A 20,988-nucleotide genomic window follows, 5' to 3' on the forward strand; every position below is an offset into this window, starting at 1 on the left:
CTCGTGCTTTACTCATCCCATTAAAACTCCTCATACTCGGCTGGATTTAAATTATTCAATCTGCCATCTGCTTTGCTCAGACTGTTAATTAATTCAATATCATTTGACTCGAGTTCAAAGTCAAAAATCGACATATTTTCAAGTTGTCGTTTGGGATTTGATGATCTAGGAATACTAATTGTCTTTAATTGATAGTGCCATCTTAAAATAATTTGTGCACTTGTTCGTTGATATTTGTCTGCTAAATCTTTAATGATTGGATGGTCAAACAGGTCTTTGCCAAGTGCCAGTGGACTCCATGACTCTGTCATCACACCATGTTCCTCATGCCATTGACGCTGCTCATATTGATTAAAATAGGGATGTAATTCAACCTGATTAACACTCGGCAGCACACCTGTCTCTTCTTTTAATCTTATCAAGTGTTCAGGCAAGAAATTACAAACGCCAACCGAGCGAATCAAGCCCCATTTTTTCGCATCAAGTAGAGCTTGCCAAGCTTCTACATAGACATCTTGATTTGGATTAGGCCAATGAATTAAATAAAGATCATAGTAATCTAAGTCAGCGCGATAGAGCGATTCTTGAATCGCCTGAACGGCTTGATCATATTGATGATAACGTCCAGGTAATTTTGAGGTAACGAATATGTCTTTTCGTGATACCGCACTTTGCTTAATCGCTCGACCAACAGCCCCTTCATTTTCATAATTATAGGCTGTATCAAGCAATCGATAACCTGTATTCAGTGCATTTCTGATGGCATCTTTTCCTCGAAAACCTTTCAAACGAGCCGTTCCAAATCCTATCATCGGAATTTCTACACCATCATTTAAATAAGTTGTTGGTATTTGAGTCATTGCAATCTCCTTTCTGAAAATTAACATTATACTGCTATTATACCTCTTTTTATGTGGACTCAAACTATCAGAAGCTAAAAACCACGTCCATTTACCTGCATGCAAAATGGATTAACTTAAAGCAAGAACCCCATCAAGTTTGACTTGAATTTGTTTTCTTAAATGATGGGTAATCATAATGACTGTCAAATTTTGGTGAGTGATTAACTTTTCTTCAATCTTTAAGGCACTTGCTTCATCTAGACTTGACGTCTCCACCTCTCGTTCATGATATGTTGAGTAACTTGTTTTCTCTAATCGCTTCGTTATATCTGATCGAATCGCTGTTGCCATCTTTTGAATCGTCCAACTGATGATAACGATTTGAATGTAGCTTAAGATCAGAAAAATACTGAATATGATTAACATACGCAAAAAAATGGGTCAAAATCAGAACAATTATTATAGCAACGCATAAAAAATTGGCTAGTAGGGAAAGACAATCCTGATTTTCAGGAATTAACCATCAACTTAGGTTTTTTCGGAGATGAGGATAGCTAAAACGAAGCTTAAATCATTGGTAATTCTCCCAGTAAAACATTTCTACGGAATTATTTAACAATTTCCCTGTTGCTAATTGTTGAGTCTTGTCTTAAAATAGGATATAGAAATATGGTACGGCAAGGAGCATAGTGATGGATATTCGTTTCTTACAACATTTAATGCAAACACAATCAATGCAAAATCTACGACCAACCAATCAGCGTCAATCAGCCAACTTATTTAATGACCTATACCTACAAAAGATGAACCAACCGGAAGGAATGTCGTTTGATACATCAATGACGATTCGAGAAATACTACATGGCAGACCTTCGATACTTGAACAAACATCTTCCATTACAACGCCGATTGAAACGAGCCTATCGACAGATTTAGAGACAATCATTCAAGAAGCAGCTGACACTTATCAAGTTGACGAGAAGTTAATCCGTTCTGTGATTAAAATGGAGTCTAATTTCAATCAACACGCCGTTAGTCATGCAGGTGCTCAAGGTTATATGCAGCTGATGCCTCAAACTGCAAGAGGATTAGGTGTAACCAATTCCTTCGATGCTAGACAAAATATTTTTGGCGGGACAAAATATTTACGTCAAATGCTCAATCGTTATAATGGAAATACTACATTAGCTATAGCGGCCTATAACGCGGGACCAGGAAATGTCGATAAATATAATGGCATTCCACCATTTAAGGAAACACAAAATTACGTTCGAAAAGTTATCAATCAATATCGATCTTAGCTTTAACAACTACATTTCATATGATTTTAAAAACTAGTCTTCACTCAAAGGTATGAGGAAAAGACTAGTTTTTTACAAATAACCGTCCATTAAAGCAAGTCCTCTTATCTCGATTACTTTTGAAATCGATAGCCTACGCCCCAAATCGTCTCAATAAACTGTGGAACAGATGGATCACGCTCAATCTTTTCCCGAATTTTTCGGATATGGACGGTTACTGTCGTATTGTCTCCAATAGCATCGTATCCCCAAATTTTTTCAAATAAATACTCTTTCGTGAATACAATATTGGGATTCGTTGCTAGAAAATATAACAAATCATATTCTTTCGCTGTCAGTATCTTTTCTTCTTTATCTATATATACACGCCGAGCACTCGAATCAATCCGCATATTTTTGATTTGAAGCAGATTGGTCATTACTTCCTGTTTATTAGTCAAGCGATTATATCTTGAGATATGTGCTTTTACTCTCGCAACTAATTCATTTGGGTTAAAAGGTTTTACAATATAATCATCTGCCCCACGATTGAATCCACGAATTTTATCAATATCTTCTTTTTTAGCTGTCACCATTAAAATGGGAATATCCATCACTTCACGAAGCCGCTCACATAATGCAAACCCATCAATTCCTGGTAGCATTAAATCCAATAAGATTAAATGATAGGTTTGCGTTTTAGCTAAGTGCAAACCCTCCTCGCCAGTCGTTGCAATATCACTAGTAAATCCGTTTATTTCTAAATAGTCTCGCTCCAGTTCTGCAATTGCTTTTTCATCTTCGATGATTAAAATATGTTGCATTTATGCCACCTTCTTCAGTGTAAAGTAAATACTTGTGCCCTCGCCTAACACACTCTTTGCCCAAATCCTTCCACCCTGTGCTTGAATAATTTTCTTCACAATTGATAAGCCAAGACCACTTCCACCTGTTGCTGAATTTCTAGAAACATCCGTCCGATAAAAACTATCGAAAATAAATGGCAGGTCCGTTTCACGAATGCCGCTACCATTGTCTTTCATTTCTACAATGACTTCATTTTTGCTAGTCTCAAGGCTTACTTGAATTTGTTTCTGGCTTTTGTTCATATATTTCATACTATTTTGGATAAGATTCATTACTACTCTTCTTAATTTCTCTCGATCCGCTTCAACAATGTATTGTTCCGCTTCTTTCACAAATAATGTTGCTTCACCTTGTTCTTTTTCTAGATAAAAAGCCATTTCCTCAATAAAATCAGCAAAAAAGGCATATAAATCTACTTTCTCCATTTGTAATGTTTCTCGTTGAAGGTCAAGCTTTGAATACAAAAATAATTCATCAATTAATCCATCCATATCATTTGCAGTACGATAAATCGTATCCATATAACGCTTCATTTTATCTGGGGTATTGGCAACACCGTCTTGAATCCCATTGACATAACCTTTTATTGATGTTAGTGGTGTCTTCAAGTCATGAGAAATTCTCGCGATCAATTCTTGTCGATTTGCTTCATATCTTCTTTGTGTTTCCTCTGCTCCTTTTAATTTCAGCCGCATCTCTTCAAATGTATTCGTAAGTTCGCCTAGTTCATCTTTTTTATCAGATTGAACACTATACTCTAAATCCCCTTCACTAATCCTTTTAGTGGCAGTAGATAATTTGGAGATTGGTTTAATAATACTTTTGGATACATAATAGGTCAATAATCCATTGGTCAGAATTAAGATGCATCCAATTGCTATAAAACGAAGCTTCATAAAATTCTCCATATTTGTTCCTTCCATATCTCCTTGGAAGACAACAAATAAAAGATAGCCAATCATTATTTCTACCACAAATAAAGAAATTATCGGAATAAGTATCATTGCGATATTAGATAGAATTAACCGTTTGCGAATAGACATGCGAGACATCCCCTTTTTCCTTCAATCATTTACCACAGATAATCCTTCACAAAACTTATACTGAAGGACATTCTATTTTAGTCTATCACGATTCTCACTTTAAGGAAATTCGCTTCAAAAAATAGATAAATGAAGTCATTATCCCCAGTACCATTCCAACAACAATTCCTGTTGTTACACTGCTTAAAATAGCATATATACGAATAATGCTAGTTGAAATCCCTTGCGGTAATCCACTTAAATTTCCACCTAACTGAATCGGTGTATCAAACGCCACATTCCATAAAATTTGATGGCCAATAGCTAGGAATATCCCATAAAATAAACCAACTACAACCAATGATAAAAAGGGTCTTTTCACATCCTTCCATACAATAAATCCAATCCATATCACCATTGGTACAAATACAAATAAATGATTTATAAAACTCCCCTCTTCTATCAGTGAAAAATCATGTAATAACACCCTAGGTATACCGAGTAAAGATAACAGCAGTAAAGACATAATGGAAATACCTAAATAACTTTCGATTTTTTGAATAGACAATAGAAACACTCCTCTTTTTTTCTTATCATAGAATTATAAGTCAAGGCAATTTTCAGATGAGTTGAAATTGTCCGATAACATCACTGGTATTGCATAGACTTTATTGATTGATGTCAAATTTGCCAAACAACCTAGAGAGAGCAAGCTAGAGCTTGCTCTGTCATGCATTCGCATGACATTCTCCTTGACATGAGCTTTATTTTTTTATGCAACGGCAATGCGATAACATGATAAATTTTATTTAACTTCCTTGTTTCGATAAAATACCATTGATGCCATTCCACCTAATACGACTCCCCAAATCATATTCGTCATAAACACACCAACAAGTACAATTGGGTTCGTTAGTGGACCTTGCAGTGCCCCATCTAAAATCACTGATAAAATAGCGTTCACTATCATTGCAAAAGCTGCATAACATGCTCCTGTCCAATCGATGTTTGAACTGGATGCGCCACATCTTTTTTTACAATAATCACAATCCAAACAATTGAAACAAGAGCAGTCATTGCAATACTTCCTACCGCTTCATTCCCAAATACGTGAATCCATCCGGTTATTTTCATCAATGGGCTTACTAGCGCCAAAACGGCTAGATTTAACATTAATTTTTTATCAATTTGTATCAATATAATCTTCTCCTTTTCTTATTTTCTTTTCTATAAAATGAATATACATCCGAGTTATTATCAATTTCTAACCAACTTCTTAAATTTTTATTAAATACATCAAAGCCTTTTAGTCATACTTGAAAAATAAATCTACAAGCAAAAAAAGAGAATATCCTCCCACGAAGATATTCTCTAAAGGTAGAACAATCAGTCTCTCTGATAAAACGCAAAAAACCTCTTGCATGCATCTAACATTGTACAAGAGGTTTTCTATTGTTTAATCAAATATGATTGGATGGACAGTTTCCTTATAATTTGTTTCCATTTGTCTGAATAATGTCTTGATAAAATTTAAAACTATCCTTTTTGATGCGTCTACCACTTCCATGCCCTGCATCATCTAAGTCAACATAAATCACACCATAACGCTTTGACATTTCGATTGTTCCACAGCTTACAATATCGATAATCCCCCACATTGTATAACCAATTAAGTCAACACCATCATGAATAGCTTCTTTCATCTGCTTAAAATGTTCACTTAAATAATTAATACGGTATGTGTCATGTACTTGATCATCTTCCAACTGATCCACTGCTCCAATACCATTCTCTGCTATAAATAAAGGGAGGTGATAGCGATCATACATATCATTAAGTGTAATCCGTAACCCAACCGGATCAATTTGCCAGCCCCATTCACTTGCCGTTAAATACGGATTCTTATTTCCAGATACGAGATTCCCGCTTGACTTTTCATATTGAGGATCAGTACTTGCAACCATTGACATATAATAGGAAAAAGATAAGAAGTCAACTGTATTCGTTTTTAAAATAGCTTCATCTCCTTCTTGCCATGGAATTTCAATTTGGTTTTCAGCAAAAAACCGCTTCATGTAATTAGGATACGCTCCCCTAGCCATCACATCTAAATAAAAATAGTTTTTTACATTTTCATCTTCAAGTGCTTTCATCACATCATTTGGATGGCAAGTTGCAGGGTAAGTGGTAAACCTTGCAATCATACCACCAATTGGCACACCAGGCACTAATTTATGCCCTAGTTCAACAGCTCGTGCATTTGCAAGAAATTGATGGTGCCCGCACGTATAAATAGACTGTAAATAGTCCGGCTCATCATCTTTAATGATTGAACACCCATTATATGGGTTGAAACGATTAGCATTAATCTCATTAAATGGTAACCAATAATCAACTAAATCTCCTAATTCTCTATACAATGTTTCAGCATAGTTCAGATAGAAATCTATCATTTTACGATTTTTCCAACCCCCATACACTTCAATTAAATGGACTGGCGTATCATAATGAAGAATGGTTGCAAACACTTTAATCTTATTATCTTGACATTTCTTAAACATCTTCTTATAAAAATCCAGACCTTCTCTATTTGGCTCAGACTCATCACCTTTTGGGAAAATCCTAGACCAAGTGATTGAGGTACGAAAGATTTTAATACCCAATTCTATTAAATGATCAAGATCTTCATCATAGTTATGATAAAAATCAATCCCCCTCCGAAATGGATAAAAATCTGTTGTCTCACTATTCTTTGCAACTTTAAAGCGTTCTGATGTCATATTAATATTTCTATTTTCCGTTCGTTTTTCAGTATCCCAACTTGCATCAAAGTATCTCAAATCTTGTGTATTTAATCCTTTCTTTCCTTTATTAAATCCACCCTCTGCTTGAGATCCAGAGATAGCGCCACCCCACAAGAAACCTTTTGGAAAATTACTCATTATCTCATACTCCTTTACTATTTGATTTCATTCATAATTTGAGAATCATTTTTGACTAATAAATAAGCCAGCAAAAATGATAAGCCGAAACTAACAATGACTGCAACAATGGCAAAGATAATATTTAAACTGTTTCCCGGATCAATAAATATAGCAATTGTTGATAAGCCCGTCGGACCAAAAACAATTCGTTTTACTCCTATAACACCTGCAATAATTCCACCTATTCCTCCGCCAATCATCGCTGCGAAAAATGGTTTTCTATAACGCAAATTCACACCATAAATAGCGGGTTCACTCACACCTAAAATCGCAGTTAGACTCGAAGAATTAGCTAATGCTTTTAATTGTGTCTTAGTAGTTAATAATCCAATTGCTAAAGCTGCTCCACCTTGTGCCATATTGGCTACTAAGAAACCTGGTCCAATCATGTCAAAGCCATTTACCTCTAGAGCTGCAATAACAAGTGGAATGGTAACCACATAGTGCATGCCAAACATAATAACAATTGGAGATAAAATGCCGAAAATGATCGGTAATAACCATTGAGCTTCTGTTTGAATAATATTTAATCCAGCACCTAACCATGTCCCAACAATTGTACCAAGTGGTCCAATGATGATAAACGCAATTGGAACCATAAATAAAATAGTTAATAACGGTTTAAAAAAGAATTTTATCGCATTTGGAGAAACTTTATCGGCAAACATTTCAACATATGAGGCAACCCAAATAATTAAAATAACTGGAATAACTGTAGAAGTATAGTTGGCTAAAGTTACTGGTAATCCAATAAAATTCACTGACTCACCTAAAGAAACCATATCCATATAAGCCGGGTGTATAAGCATTAATCCCAAAAACATACCAATAATCGGATTTAACTTAAACTTTACAGAAGCTGTATAGGCAATCATAATCGGTAAAAAATAAAAAGGTGTATCCCCTACAAATGTTAATATCTGATAGGTTTGTGATCCCTCAGAAAGCAGTCCGGTCATTTCTAATAGAATTAGTAAGACTTTGATCATAGCTCCGCCAGTTATAGCAGGTAAAATAGGTGTAAAAAGTCCTGAAATAGTGTCTAGAATATTTTTAAAGTAACCATTATTTTGCCTCTCGTCTTTAGTATCTTCATTCGTTTCAACAGAATAGTCTATTAGATCTGTCAATTCTCCATATACTTTTGCAACACCTGGACCAATTATAATCTGATATTGATTGCCCGCCTTTTTTGTTCCCATTACACCGTCTATTGCTTGAATAGCTTTGTCGTTATATAAAGATTCATCTTTTAATGTAAATCTTAATCGGGTAGCACAATGCATTAATGTACTAACATTATTCTGGCTACCAACACCTTTTAAAATTTCAATGGCTAACTCTTTATTGGCCATTTCTTCACCTTCTTATAATTGAATTTATTTAGTATAAGCGCTTAACTTACTTTTATTCTATAAGGAAAAACCGCTTTCAACAATAGCATAATGTATGCTAAACTATAACAAAAGGTAAGGTGATGATATGAATTTAGATCAATTGATTCGAAAAAAGACAGATAGCGAATTATTTTATTTGAATCATCCTGGACAGTTATCTGCCAGTTATCATGATATAAAGAAGGTCAAAAAGAAGAATAAAGACGTTTATTTATTTGAATTACCGCAACTACATGAAAAGGAGATTATGATTCGAAAAGACTCAAGATTTACTGCTGTTCCCGACTATATTCATTCTAATATAAATATAAATTATATTTACTCGGGAAAATGCACATACATTATTGATGATCACGAAGTTGAACTCTTTAAAGGAGATGTGTGTATTTTTGATAAGCACGTGATTCGTTCAAAAAAGCGAATAGATGAAGATGACATTATCATCAATATCAGTATTGATTATAGTTATTTTAAAAAGATCTTATTAAATGAAATTGGCAAAGATAATATCATCTTAGACTTTCTTATCAATGCAATTGCTGATACAAGCAATCATGATAATTATTTAATCTTTAGAACAAATAACGCAGTCAAAATCGAGAATTTATTTAAGGCATTATTGATAGAATATCATCAAGACTTAAGTTATCAAAAAGATGCCATGTTTTCTTATCTATTACTGATTTTTTTTGAATTATTACGACTGTATGATAGCCATTCAAATAAGCAACTCATACAAGTTTCACACCAAACAAATAACGATTGTATTGCTATACTCCAGTACATTGATACACATTATAAAGACTGTACTTTGAATGAATTAGCGGAGAAATTTTCATACCATCCAAAATATCTTTCCTCTTTAATTAAAAAAAGTACGAATAGAACATTTAAACAAATACAGAATAGACGAAGAATTATGGAAAGTGCCCGTTTACTAAAAACGACAACACTATCGGTAGAGCAAATTGCCACTACTGTAGGGTATACAAATATATCATCATTTTATAGATACTTTAACAACCTGTATGGCTATACACCAACAAATTATCGAAAACTTGAACAGAAGAAACACGCAATTGATCCTTTCTAGAGTATCTACCATAGCTAGGTGTAACAAATCCATTTTGGTCTTTGAAATCTTGTAAAGCATGTGATTCAAAAATTATCAAATTCATTCAACCTTTAAAATATTATAGGCTTAACTCAACAAAAATCTCCTATTACCATTTTTATTAAACGGTAATAGGAGGTTTACTTTCACATTACTCTTTTATCATATATGATCCATGAGCAGCTGTTTCACTGATTTATTTCTCATGAAATTTCCTTTACTACTCACTTTTTAATCTTAACAACATGGCATTAATGGCAACGACAACAGTGGAAGCCGACATTAAAATGGCACCTACTGCAGGGGATAAAGTAAATCCGATTGGAGCTAATACGCCTGCTGCCAAAGGAATAGCGAAAAAGTTATAGCCAGCTCCCCAAACAAGGTTTTCCTTCATCTTTCGGGTTGTCTTATGAGCTAGCTCGATGAAGGATTCAACATCTCCTGGATTAGACTGAGTTAAGACAACGTCTGCTGAATCTAAAGCAACTTGTGTCCCTGCCCCAATGGCTAAGCCGACATCTGCTAATGCAAGTGAAGGCGCATCATTAACACCATCTCCTACCATAATAACAATTCTATCTTGGTCTTTTAGTTTTTCAACAAGCTGGTATTTATCTTGCGGAGACTGGTTCGCTTTGTAATCTATTCCTAAGTCTTCTGCAATACCTTGTGCGGCTTTTTCATTGTCCCCAGTAGCCATGATAGGTTCTATTCCATATTCTTTAAGTGCTTCTATTAATGCTTTACTTGTTTCTTTTAGTTCATCTCCTAATGCAACCGCCCCAATTGCTTCTCCGTCTTTTACTAAAATACTTAATGTCGCACCTTTTGGAATATCAATATCAATATTTTTCCCATATGCTTTTTGACTAATTAATTTATACTGATGTCCCTTTGATTCTCCTTCAACACCTGCTCCAGACACGACATCAATTGAGTCAAAGTTCTCAGCTTCAATATTTTGTTCTTCAGCATAATTTACAATCGATTGAGCAATGGGATGACTTGAACCGGCTTCAATACCCGCCAACAATGCGGCAATTTCTGTTTCCGAGTAGTCATTATTTAATACATCAACTTTTAATACTTTAAATTCCCCGGTTGTTAATGTACCTGTTTTGTCTAAAATCATTGTATCAGCCTTTTTAGCTAATTCTAATGCTTCTCGGTCTTTAACTAATACGCCTCGACTTGCACCTAAACTTGTACTGCGAGCGATAACCAAGGGAATGGCTAATCCGAGTGCATGTGGACAAGCAATAACCAAGGTCGTTACCGTGAAGAGAACAGCTTGCTCTAAATCGATAACAAATAGCCAAACAATAAAAGCAATAATTGCAACGGCTACAGCAATATAGAACAACCAACCCGCTACTTTTTGAGCTGTATTTTCTGCTTTTGATGCTTGTTTTTGCGCTTGACCGATGAGTGTTTGAACTTGAGAGATGAATGACTGATCTCCTGTTTCTTGTACTTCTAAATACAGGACGCCTTCCCCATTTGTTGATCCACCAATCGCTTCGTCACCCTTACTTTTTTCAACTGGCTTGGATTCTCCTGTCAACAGAGCCTCATTTATTCGGGATTCTCCTTTTACGATGACCCCATCTGCGGGAATATTTTCCCCCGCTTGAATCCGAACAATATCGCCGACTTGTAAGTCAGAAACAGGTTTTTTCTCAACTGATTCATCTTCTAACACAACATGAGCATCTTTGGGTAATAACTCAGCCAATGACTGTTGCGCATCTCCAGCATCTCCGATTGCTTTCATTTCAATCCAATGTCCAAGCAACATGATTAAGATTAAAGAGGCAAATTCAAAGTAAAATTCCATGACATGTTCGCCAGTTACATAGTGAGCAACCACTGCATAAATACTATATAAATAAGAAACTGAGATACCTAAAGAAATAAGTGCCATCATTCCTGGGGCTTTTTGTTTAAATTCATCCATTGCTCCTTGGAAAAATGGTTTTCCCCCATAAATCAGCAATATTGTTGCTAAAACAGAGACAACAATATCTGAATAAGGAAAGGTGAACTGAAAAGGTAGCGTAATCCCCATCATTGGCGATAGCACTAGGATAATAATGCCTATCGGCAGTGACCTAAAGAATATTTCTTTAAAGTTTCCATGATGATGGTGATGTCCATGACCATGATGATCATGATGATCGTGATGATCGTGATGTGAATGATCTTTATCTTCCTCATTTTTCATGTGGTGGTGACCATGGTGATCATGGCCTTTATGATGATGATCGTGTTTACTCATATTTTTCTAACTTCCTTTCTAATTTTTATTTTTCCAACCCATAAAGCGGGGTTTTATCAGCGGACAGTTTTCAATACAAAAATCTTTTCGATTACTCGCCCCGTCGAAAACGATTGTTATCCCAAATTTTACAGACGGTTATCAGTGATAAGTTTATTTTGTTACAGTTCATCAAGTCTTTCAAAAAAAATCCTCCCTCTTACGTTTACATTTGTAATCAATTATTATACTTATAGTTTACACTTGTAAACGAAAATGTCAAGAAAAATACTCGATAAAATAAAACTTCAATCAGTCGACATTTTATGAAGCATTGTCTGTGTTAAAATTCACCAAATCAAAACTTATATGTGTCCATTTTTTATCCAAGATGAAATAAATAATTGACTTGCGTAAAAACTTTAAAGTCAATTTAATATAATTATTCCCGAATTCATTTTAAAAAAACTCATATTCGTTTTCAAAAATCATATACTCCAGGCATACAAAAAACCTCTTGTACGGATCTAGCATCGTAGTACAAGAGGTTCTCGAAGTTTATTAATATTGTCATTAATCAAATGTAATTTGGTGAACGGTATCCTTATCCAATTGTTTAATCACTTCAACAATGAGCTTAACAGCATGGTCAAAATCATCTTGATGTAAGATTCCTGCATGTGAATGGATATAGCGTGTTGCAATTCCGATTGATAAAGCAGGTACTCCATTAGCTGTTAAATGAATTGAACCACTATCTGTTCCACCAGCTGCAATGGTTCCATATTGGTAAGGGATAGCATTGTCATCAGCTGTTTTTAAGACAAAATCTCGTAAACCTTTATGTGAAATCATTGAAGCATCATAAATAATAATTTGTGGTCCTTTGCCAATCTTACTATCCGCTTCGTTTGCAGAAATACCAGGTGTATCACCCGCGATTCCTGTATCAACAGCAAATCCAATATCTGGTTCAATCATGTTTGTTGATGTCTTTGCACCACGTAAACCTACTTCTTCTTGAACGGTTCCCACTCCATAAACGATATTAGGATGTTCAATCTCTTTGAGCTGTTTAAGGACTTCAATTGCAATCGCACAGCCAATTCGATTATCCCAAGCTTTTGCAAGCAATAATTTTTCATTTTTCATCGGTTGAAATTCAAAATATGGTACAACTGAATCCCCCGGTTTAACACCAAATGACTCAGCTTCTTCTTTACTTGTTGCACCAATATCAATAAACATCTTTTTAATATCATATGGTTTTTTCCGTGCCTCAGCCGGCATAATATGTGGTGGTTTCGACCCAATCACACCGACTAAATCACCTTGTTCCGTAACAACAGTGACACGTTGAGCAAGCATGACCTGATTCCACCAACCACCAATCGTTTGAAAATATAAAAAGCCCTTGTCATCAATTCTCGTCACCATTAAACCAATTTCATCTAAGTGACCAGCCACCATCACCTTCGGCCCCTCTTCTTGGCCTACTTTTTTAGCGATTAAACTTCCTAAGTGATCGGTATATACTTCCGTTGCATAGGGTGAAATATATTTTTTCATCACATCTCTTGCTTCTTTTTCATTTCCTGAAATCCCTTTTGCTTCAGTTAGTTCTTTAAACATTGTTAACTTTTCATTCATTATGTACAGCCTCCCTTGTTTCTCAACCTATTATAACGAATTTTCCAAAAAATAAACAGAGGGACGATTGACTTTATCATTTTTAGACGAGAAGACTCCATCCTCAAGCGTAAGCTAGGGTGGAGATGAAACGTCTTTTTATTCATGGCTATCCTCCTTAATCATTTTTAAATATAGACTAATTAATGCCCTTATAGTAATGTATTTTGTAAAACGTTATCATCAAATAAAAAAAGACGAGCTCAGTTTAATACTGCTCGTCTTGTCGTTTGAAATTGACTTTATTTTTTTCGAAATAAGCGGACTGAATCTCTTGATCGGTAAAGCCGAGTTCTTTTCCTAGCGTCAAAAATAGCCCGAATACAGTTAAATAGGTAATTTCAGTCCGGTCATCTCGGTAGTAATCAATCGCACGATATAATTGATTAAATAAACCTGTTAAATCACCGGTATAAGGTTGGTGCTTAACCTCATCTAGTTGAAATTCTGCATCCAATCCAAGTGATAAGATAAAATGTATTCCATCAACATATTCCTCTAGAATCACTTCACGTGGACTTGGTTCTTTAACACTCCAAAATTTAAAACAACGGGTTTCGTTGGCTAATTCACCTAATTCCACAAAAAGCGCAAGAATTTTCCGCTCGAAAAGTTGATCTGATGTGACTTGATGATTAGACTGAATATATTGGTCTAATTGTTGCTGCATTTCAAATAGTGGTTTCCAGTTCATTTAAAGTTGCTCCTTTACTATCTAAGAAATTCACGTACACTTACTCGTTCGTCTTTTCTTCGAAAAACAAATAATAATAAAATTAAACTTACAATCATAGCCAATGACACCAATGGTGGGAAATTTGTTACTGACTGACCAATTACGGTATAAACAACAGCCATTGGAATCACCGTATAAAAAGAAGTGATCAGATAAGAGCGAAAATTCGTTGATGATTCATAAATGATAAAAGATAATAGGTGGTAGTGTATAAAAGGGATTAACCTTAGAATAATCATCTGACTTGTTGTTAATTGTGCATCATTATTAACTATTTTTGCTTTCATTTTAATCAATCGTTTAGTCACAAATGGCATAATCTTGGCTAAAAGATAAAACGAAACACTAGATAATAATAGACCAATCATCGATAAAATAATACCCGGAACCATTCCAAAAATCAGTCCTCCTGCAATACAGATAAGGATGACAGGTATAAATAAGATTGGTCGTATCACATGAAGTGTTAAATATAGTAATGGTGCGATTAACATATGTGTACTTCTAACTAATTCAACATAATATTCTATTTGTTCCACTTTATTTTAGCCTCCTTTCGGTATCTCTTTAACTTATGAATAGAGCTTGATCAATATGCTGGGCATAATGGTTAGTATAACATAATCAAGCCAATCATTTGAATGATAAAGATAAGTGGTAGGCCAATCCGGAACTGAATATGCTTCGTTTTATGGCGATAAAGTTTCATACCCAATAAAGTACCTAAGGAACCACCAAATAAACTTATTAACCATATGTAGCGTTCAGGAGTACGCCACTTTCCTTGCTTTGCTTTTCTTTTATCAATTTTCATCATCAATAAACCAATGATATTAATGATAATAAAGTAACCGATTATTTCGTTCATATTTAACCTCACAACTGTACCATATTCTAATAAATAAATAAGTAAAAGAGTTGTCTTCCTCAATAAGAAAACAACTCTTTAATTCCAAATCTATTTATTTAATGCTGCTTTAGCTTGATCTGTCAATTGTGTAAATGCTTGTGCATCTGAAATAGCTAATTCGGCAAGCATTTTGCGGTTAACCTCAATACCAGCTAATTTCAAACCGTGCATAAGACGGCTATAAGAAATATCGTTTAGTCGTGCCGCAGCATTAATTCGAGAAATCCATAGTTTACGGAAATCGCGTTTTCTCTGTTTACGATCACGATAAGCGTATTGACCTGATTTCCATACTTGTTGTTTTGCCATTTTAAATAGGGCATGTTTTGAACCATAATAACCTTTAGCTAATTTTAATATACGTTTACGACGCTTGCGTGTAACTGTTCCACCTTTAACACGTGCCATAATAATTCCCTCCTATATATAACCCAAAAACGGATTTCTTATCTTGGTAACATTTGATCGATACGCTTTTGATCACCTTTTGAAACTAGCGCACCTTTACGTAATTTTCTTTTTTGTTTTTGAGACTTGTTTGCAAACATGTGACTTGTATAAGCATGGGCACGTTTTAACTTCCCAGAGCTAGTTCTTTTAAAACGTTTTTGAGTGCCTTTATGTGTTTTCATTTTTGGCATAAGTTGTTCCTCCTTAAAAGCATATAAATTAAAACTTAGTTATCTTTAAGTGGCGCAAGCATTAAGAACATGCTGCGTCCTTCCATTTTTGCTTTTTGTTCAACAGTTGATAGATCTTTACATGCATCCGCCATACGTTCAAGGACTTCACGTCCAAGTTCTTTATGAGTGATCGCACGTCCACGGAATCGAATAGATACTTTAACCTTATCTCCCTTTTCCAAAAACTTTCGTGCATTACGAAGCTTCGTATTAAAGTCATGTTCTTCAATACCTGGACTCAAACGAACTTCTTTGAGATTAATTATCTTTTGTTTCTTACGTGCTTCTTTTTCTTTCTTCTGTTGTTCAAAGCGGTATTTTCCGTAGTCCATAATACGACATACGGGTGGCTTTGCTTTTGGTGCAACAAGTACCAAATCTAAATTACGATTCGCTGCAATTTCCAAAGCCTCTTGACGAGATTTAACACCTAGCTGATCCCCATTAGAATCAATTAATCGAACTTCACGTGCACGAATCCCCTCATTAACATTCATTTCTTTGCTAATAACCATCCACCTCCAAGATATTTTAAAAGCGTATGAACGATTGATCTGTTATTTTAAACTAAAATAACCTGACTTTTTTAAAAGTCATCTGACAAGATGACCATATCAACATGTTGATATGATTTGTGTTATATCACTAACACTCTTTTTTCTTATAGTTAGAAAAAAACTTGGTTTGTCGCTACACTTAGAGAGCTTTGACTAACTGTCCCATCTATTGCGGAGACACGCCAGAGCCACCACATCCTTGCGGAAGTAAAACCTTGGTTTTACTTATACTATCATTGAAAATGTCTTACTCTATCTGATAGTATAAAAAGTGCAAATAAAAAAGTGTCGGCACTCATGCACCCACACTTATCCTGTAATAATCAGAATACTATTTAAGCGACCTGGCAACTACATAATTGTGTCGAACAGGCGAGAAGCGGGTGCCTCTACTTGTCAATTGATCATATTCAATTTCACACTAGATAATATTAACATGCGCCGAATAATCTGTCAACTCTTTTTAAGCGGCCATTCATAAACGAAGAAAGAATATAAACGATAGCCAATTGGAATTAGACAGGCAAGAAATAAAAAATACCAGTCTTTAAAGAAAAAGAGAGTAGATAATGCAGCGATGACAGCCAATAAAAAAACTAAATTAGCTGACCAACTATTTAAAGGTCGACCTGATAAAAAGAAGCCAGAACCACGCTTTAGTTCATTGGCATAACAGTCTTCATGATAGGCAACGACAGATAGAACAACAACATCTGTAACCAGATCTCCACTTGATTCAATCGGGCCGTTACATTTTTCGCAGATAACTCTAGTTCGATTCATCTTCAATCCCCCTCGTCTCACTTTAATCCAATTATCACAAAAAGAAACATATTTGAGTAAGCGGGAACGGCCTCTTAAATCAAGGAACAGTTCCTATTCATCTTACTCCTTCAATGATTTAGCGTCAATTTCCTTTTTTATTAGCGTTTTGAAGTCTTCCAAACTCAATGTTTCAGATTTTTGTTCACCATAGCGACGAATATTAACGGCATCCTCAGCCATCTCTTTATCACCAACAACTATGGCAAATGGGATTTTTGCTGTTTGTGCTTCGCGAATCTTATAGCCAAGTTTTTCATCTCGTAAATCTGTTTCAATCCGTAAGCCTTCAAGACGAAGTTCATCTTCGATTTTTTTAGCATAGTCAGCGTGAATATCATTTGAAACCGGAATAACTCGAGCCTGTACCGGTGCTAGCCATACTGGAAAAGCCCCTTTATATTCTTCAATTAAGAAGGCTACAAACCGTTCCATTGTCCCCACAACACCGCGGTGAATAACAACTGGACGATGCTCCTCGCCATCTTTACCAATATAGGAAAGATCAAACCGTTCGGCAGCTTGATAGTCAAGTTGAACAGTTGCAATTGTTTCATCTTTTCCGAGTGCTGTTTTAACTTGAAGGTCAAGTTTTGGACCGTAGAAGGCAGCTTCACCTTTCGCTTCAACATAGTCTAAGCCCATCTCTTCCATTGTTTCTTTTAAAGTGGCTTGTGACATTTCCCACATTTCATCGTTATCAATGTACTTCTCTTTATCTTCAGGATCACGATAAGAAAGACGGAAATAATAATCTTCAATGCCAAAATCACGATAGACATGTTGAATCAATTCAACGACACGAACAAATTCATCTTTTAACTGGTCAGGACGAACGAAGATATGGGCATCATTTAAGGTCATGGCTCGAACACGCTGTAAACCGGCTAGCGCACCAGACATTTCATGGCGGTGCATCATCCCAAGCTCAGCAATTCGAACAGGTAAGTGTCGGTAACTGTACAATTGGTTTTTATAAACCATCATATGGTGTGGACAGTTCATTGGACGAAGAACAAGATCCTCATTATCCATTTCTAACGTTGGAAACATATCGTCCTTGTAATGTTCCAAATGTCCACTTGTTTTGTATAGTTCAACATTTCCTAAAACAGGGGTGTAGACATGATCATAACCCAATCGTTCTTCTAAATCGACAATATAGCGCTCGATGATGCGACGAATGGTTGCACCTTTGGGTAACCATAATGGCAGCCCTTGACCTACATCTTGTGATGTTGCAAAGAGTTCTAATTCCTTACCTAATCTACGATGATCCCTTTCTTTTGCCTCTTCACGTAAGCGTAAATATTCATCTAGTTCTGACTGCTTATTGAAAACTGTCCCATAAATACGTTGGAGCATTTTATTATTACTATCTCCACGCCAATAGGCACCTGAAATACTCAATAGTTTAAAGACTTTGATTTTACTTGTTGAAGGGACATGAACCCCGCGACATAGATCAAAAAATTCACCCTGCTCATAGATTGTTACCTTTTCATCTGCTGGAATGGCTTCAAGTAATTCTAGCTTAAGCTGGTCACCAATTGCTTGGAAACGTGCTTCCGCTTCTTCACGACTTACCTCTACACGCTTAATTTCCAAATTTTCATCCACAATTCGCTTCATTTCTTTTTCAATTTTCGGAAGATCATCAGGTGTTAATGAATGTTCCATATCAATGTCATAGTAAAAACCATCTTCAATTGTTGGTCCAACACCTAAGTTAACCTCATCACCAAATAAACGCTTAATTGCCTGTGCCATAACATGTGCTGTTGAATGGCGCATAATTTCAAGACCTTCAGGTTGTTTATTTGTGATAATGGCAATTTCGCCATCATGAGGTAATGGTGTTCTCAAATCATACAATGTTTGATCTAGAGTAATAGCTAAAGCTTGTTTTCTTAAGCCAGGTGAAATAGATTGTGCAATATCTTCACCGGTTGTTCCTTGCGGGAATTCCTTTTTAGCTCCGTCAGGAAAAGTTATCACTAATTGTTTATCCATAGTTTTGTTCGCTCCTTTATTTATTTTATCAACCCAATAAAAAAATGCTCGCCCTCTGCGCTATACGCAAAGGGACAAGCATTGGCTCGTGGTTCCACCCTCGTTCCCAAATCATATTTTTATATAAATTTGGCTTTCCGGGCTCTGTAACGTAGAGAAACGCCATTTTCTAATAAAAATTTCAAAAATGGAGTTCAGAGGTGGTAATCATTAGTTGAATGAACAGAAAGTTTTCAGCAATACTTTCCTCTCTTTTGAACGTCAAGCTAACAACCTTGTCCTCATCATAACTTCTAAATATCGAATATGTTTAGTATTATATAACTTCAACAACTAAAAATCAAGCAAATCTATTTCAAAATAATAAATAGCACGCTAAGATTCAAATATTAAGGATCGGTGCTTTCCACTACAGGTGGATGCTTTCCGCGGAGATGGCTTCAGCTAACTTTTGTAGCCTAATGCGCTACAAAAGTGGATCTTCAACTCATCCTCGAAAATAAAAGGCAATTTTCTTCGTGCGATGTCTCGCTGACGAAGCTTTCCTTGTCTTATTTCCGCTGGAGTCACCACCTTTCGTTCCAATCACCTAAGTGGATCTGTTGTATGGGTGAATCCTATTTTAATTTGGCTTATGTTTAGTTGTCTCTTCTTTCAGATAAAAAGATGATGGAATGGAATCGAGTATCAAATTTAATACAAATGGAAGTAAAACGAGTTAGCTATGGAAAAACACGGAGACTCCTGTGGGAAAAGCGTGAGCTTGAGATCCACTTTGACAAGTGATTTTTGCTTGGCAAAGTTAGCTCAAGCCATGCCCACGGAAAGCGTAGTGTTTTTCCATAGCGGTCGCCTTAACCTGACAACATTGGTAATCACAGTCCCAGCCCCAATGATTTTCGATGGGACGAGTAACCACACTATGGAAGGCTTCAAAGTATTTACTTCACAAGAATAAGTACATTACTTGTTATGAGCTCTAACCCCGAGTATTTTTAGTCATCTTTAAAGGGAAAAGAATGATTGCGAATAATAACAAGACGCTCATCAAAAATATTTTGTAAAGATGTCAAAACAGGATCTGTCTCGTCTTCAGGATAGATCAATATTTGTTTGGGATTAAGAGCAAGAAATGGACTGATTTGATGTTCATTATGGGCAAATTGGTAAATATGAATGGGTGTTTCCAATAGTAAATCTTCCAACTCTTGTTTTGTATATTCATGCCCGTTTTCACGACAAATGATGCTTCCATTCTTCTTCCACTTTACAAAACACAAGGGACCTACTTCTCTTTTTTTTACATACTCTCTTAAAGATTGCAAAAAAATCTGATACTGTTCATCTTGCTTCTTTTCATCAATAGCTCGAGCGGTTACTTCATCTAAAAGCCACCCCGCTTGATCGAAAAATAATTGCTTCTGTTTACCATAATCAAAAAGTTCTTGATCTGGCTCTAATTTAAAATACTGTTTCATGGTTCCCCGCAAATCTGTTAAAAAACTAACTTTCTCATAGTGATCCGTTAAGAGCATTTGAGCCGCAAAAGATAAAATTGTATTCATCTCGTCAAAATCATAATAAAAATACTGATTGATTAAACGCTCAATTAGCATTGGCTTTAAATCAACGTAGTAAAACATTTGACTCAGTGTTTGACTAATCTTTTCAGTATTTTGGTCTAGAATCTCAAGCTCATAATCATTTATCACTCGCCACATCAAATGTTGCTCTCTCAACTTGTCTTTAAACATTGTTTGGTCAAGCTCATGATCAAATTTAATTTTCATCATTTATTCTCACCCATCTCTT

The 20,988-nt window shown here is 35.5% G+C and carries 22 protein-coding genes and 2 other annotated features; of the genes, 2 read left to right on the forward strand and 20 right to left on the reverse strand.

All coding sequences use genetic code 11. From position 1 onward, the window contains the following. Positions 1-20 precede the first annotated feature (20 nt). Together ACS127_RS16205 and ACS127_RS16210 are read right to left on the reverse strand one after the other, a co-directional pair. Positions 21-860, reverse strand: coding sequence for an aldo/keto reductase (locus ACS127_RS16205; RefSeq protein WP_440896054.1), 840 nt, complete (start codon positions 858-860; stop codon positions 21-23). 111 nt (positions 861-971) lie between these two features. Then, the gene (locus ACS127_RS16210; protein WP_440896055.1) at positions 972-1,268 is read right to left on the reverse strand and encodes a hypothetical protein; all 297 of its coding nucleotides are present in this window, start codon (positions 1,266-1,268) and stop codon (positions 972-974) included. A gap of 266 nt (positions 1,269-1,534) precedes the next feature. Between ACS127_RS16210 and ACS127_RS16215 the strand changes: the two genes are divergently transcribed. After that, complete coding sequence (locus ACS127_RS16215) at positions 1,535-2,143, forward strand: lytic transglycosylase domain-containing protein (RefSeq protein WP_440896056.1); 609 nt, start codon at positions 1,535-1,537, stop codon at positions 2,141-2,143. Positions 2,144-2,256: 113 nt separating this feature from the next. Here ACS127_RS16215 and ACS127_RS16220 read toward each other — a convergent pair whose 3' ends face one another. From ACS127_RS16220 to ACS127_RS16250, 7 genes are all read right to left on the reverse strand, one after another. Continuing rightward, positions 2,257-2,946: a response regulator transcription factor gene (locus tag ACS127_RS16220; protein ID WP_440896057.1), complete on the reverse strand. Its 690-nt coding sequence runs from the start codon at positions 2,944-2,946 to the stop codon at positions 2,257-2,259. Beyond that, positions 2,947-4,032 carry a sensor histidine kinase gene (locus tag ACS127_RS16225; protein ID WP_440896058.1) on the reverse strand — a complete coding sequence of 362 codons (1,086 nt, stop codon included), beginning with the start codon at positions 4,030-4,032 and terminating at the stop codon, positions 2,947-2,949. A 94-nt stretch (positions 4,033-4,126) separates the two neighbouring features. Continuing rightward, positions 4,127-4,579 carry a hypothetical protein gene (locus ACS127_RS16230; protein ID WP_440896059.1) on the reverse strand — a complete coding sequence of 151 codons (453 nt, stop codon included), beginning with the start codon at positions 4,577-4,579 and terminating at the stop codon, positions 4,127-4,129. A 237-nt stretch (positions 4,580-4,816) separates the two neighbouring features. Then, complete coding sequence (locus ACS127_RS16235; protein WP_440896060.1) at positions 4,817-4,981, reverse strand: hypothetical protein; 165 nt, start codon at positions 4,979-4,981, stop codon at positions 4,817-4,819. Next, complete coding sequence (locus ACS127_RS16240; RefSeq protein ID WP_440896061.1) at positions 4,978-5,208, reverse strand: hypothetical protein; 231 nt, start codon at positions 5,206-5,208, stop codon at positions 4,978-4,980. Before ACS127_RS16240 ends, ACS127_RS16235 begins: the two co-directional genes overlap by 4 nt. Positions 5,209-5,498: 290 nt before the next feature. After that, positions 5,499-6,953, reverse strand: coding sequence for a glycoside hydrolase family 1 protein (locus tag ACS127_RS16245; RefSeq protein ID WP_440896062.1), 1,455 nt, complete (start codon positions 6,951-6,953; stop codon positions 5,499-5,501). Positions 6,954-6,970: 17 nt separating this feature from the next. Beyond that, complete coding sequence (locus tag ACS127_RS16250) at positions 6,971-8,350, reverse strand: PTS transporter subunit EIIC (RefSeq protein ID WP_440896063.1); 1,380 nt, start codon at positions 8,348-8,350, stop codon at positions 6,971-6,973. Positions 8,351-8,477: 127 nt separating this feature from the next. Here ACS127_RS16250 and ACS127_RS16255 point away from each other — a divergent pair, with 127 nt between their 5' ends. Further along, on the forward strand, positions 8,478-9,485 hold the full coding sequence (locus ACS127_RS16255; protein WP_440896064.1) for an AraC family transcriptional regulator: 1,008 nt from the start codon (positions 8,478-8,480) through the stop codon (positions 9,483-9,485). Positions 9,486-9,726: 241 nt separating this feature from the next. Here ACS127_RS16255 and ACS127_RS16260 read toward each other — a convergent pair whose 3' ends face one another. The 11 genes from ACS127_RS16260 to ytxC all read right to left on the reverse strand — a co-directional run bounded on the left by ACS127_RS16260 (position 9,727) and on the right by ytxC (position 20,969). Further along, entirely contained in the window at positions 9,727-11,787 is a 2,061-nt protein-coding gene (locus tag ACS127_RS16260) for a heavy metal translocating P-type ATPase (RefSeq protein ID WP_440896065.1), read from the reverse strand. 552 nt (positions 11,788-12,339) lie between these two features. After that, positions 12,340-13,416, reverse strand: coding sequence for a M42 family metallopeptidase (locus ACS127_RS16265; protein ID WP_440896066.1), 1,077 nt, complete (start codon positions 13,414-13,416; stop codon positions 12,340-12,342). Between the two features lie 247 nt (positions 13,417-13,663). After that, the gene (locus ACS127_RS16270; protein ID WP_440896067.1) at positions 13,664-14,149 is read right to left on the reverse strand and encodes a dUTP diphosphatase; all 486 of its coding nucleotides are present in this window, start codon (positions 14,147-14,149) and stop codon (positions 13,664-13,666) included. A 17-nt stretch (positions 14,150-14,166) separates the two neighbouring features. Then, positions 14,167-14,730 (reverse strand): TVP38/TMEM64 family protein, encoded by a 564-nt coding sequence (locus ACS127_RS16275; protein ID WP_440896068.1) that lies wholly within the window; start codon positions 14,728-14,730, stop codon positions 14,167-14,169. A 71-nt stretch (positions 14,731-14,801) separates the two neighbouring features. Beyond that, complete coding sequence (locus ACS127_RS16280) at positions 14,802-15,059, reverse strand: DUF1294 domain-containing protein (RefSeq protein WP_440896069.1); 258 nt, start codon at positions 15,057-15,059, stop codon at positions 14,802-14,804. 90 nt (positions 15,060-15,149) lie between these two features. Continuing rightward, positions 15,150-15,509: a 50S ribosomal protein L20 gene (gene rplT, locus ACS127_RS16285; protein ID WP_440896070.1), complete on the reverse strand. Its 360-nt coding sequence runs from the start codon at positions 15,507-15,509 to the stop codon at positions 15,150-15,152. Positions 15,510-15,547: 38 nt separating this feature from the next. Next, a complete protein-coding gene (rpmI, locus tag ACS127_RS16290) occupies positions 15,548-15,742 on the reverse strand; it encodes a 50S ribosomal protein L35 (protein WP_440896071.1) in 195 nt (64 codons plus the stop codon). Between the two features lie 35 nt (positions 15,743-15,777). After that, positions 15,778-16,299: a translation initiation factor IF-3 gene (gene infC / locus ACS127_RS16295; RefSeq protein ID WP_440896072.1), complete on the reverse strand. Its 522-nt coding sequence runs from the start codon at positions 16,297-16,299 to the stop codon at positions 15,778-15,780. A gap of 315 nt (positions 16,300-16,614) precedes the next feature. Continuing rightward, positions 16,615-16,742: a sequence feature (ribosomal protein L20 leader region), on the reverse strand. A 52-nt stretch (positions 16,743-16,794) separates the two neighbouring features. Further along, positions 16,795-17,124: a hypothetical protein gene (locus ACS127_RS16300; RefSeq protein WP_440896073.1), complete on the reverse strand. Its 330-nt coding sequence runs from the start codon at positions 17,122-17,124 to the stop codon at positions 16,795-16,797. 102 nt (positions 17,125-17,226) lie between these two features. After that, positions 17,227-19,176: a threonine--tRNA ligase gene (thrS, locus tag ACS127_RS16305; RefSeq protein ID WP_440896074.1), complete on the reverse strand. Its 1,950-nt coding sequence runs from the start codon at positions 19,174-19,176 to the stop codon at positions 17,227-17,229. Between the two features lie 67 nt (positions 19,177-19,243). Beyond that, positions 19,244-19,473 (reverse strand) — a binding site (T-box leader). A 698-nt stretch (positions 19,474-20,171) separates the two neighbouring features. Next, positions 20,172-20,969: a sporulation protein YtxC gene (ytxC, locus tag ACS127_RS16310; RefSeq protein ID WP_440896075.1), complete on the reverse strand. Its 798-nt coding sequence runs from the start codon at positions 20,967-20,969 to the stop codon at positions 20,172-20,174. Positions 20,970-20,988 lie beyond the last annotated feature (19 nt).

Source organism: Amphibacillus sp. Q70, assembly GCF_052055485.1.
Classification (GTDB): Bacteria; Bacillota; Bacilli; order Bacillales; family Amphibacillaceae; genus Amphibacillus.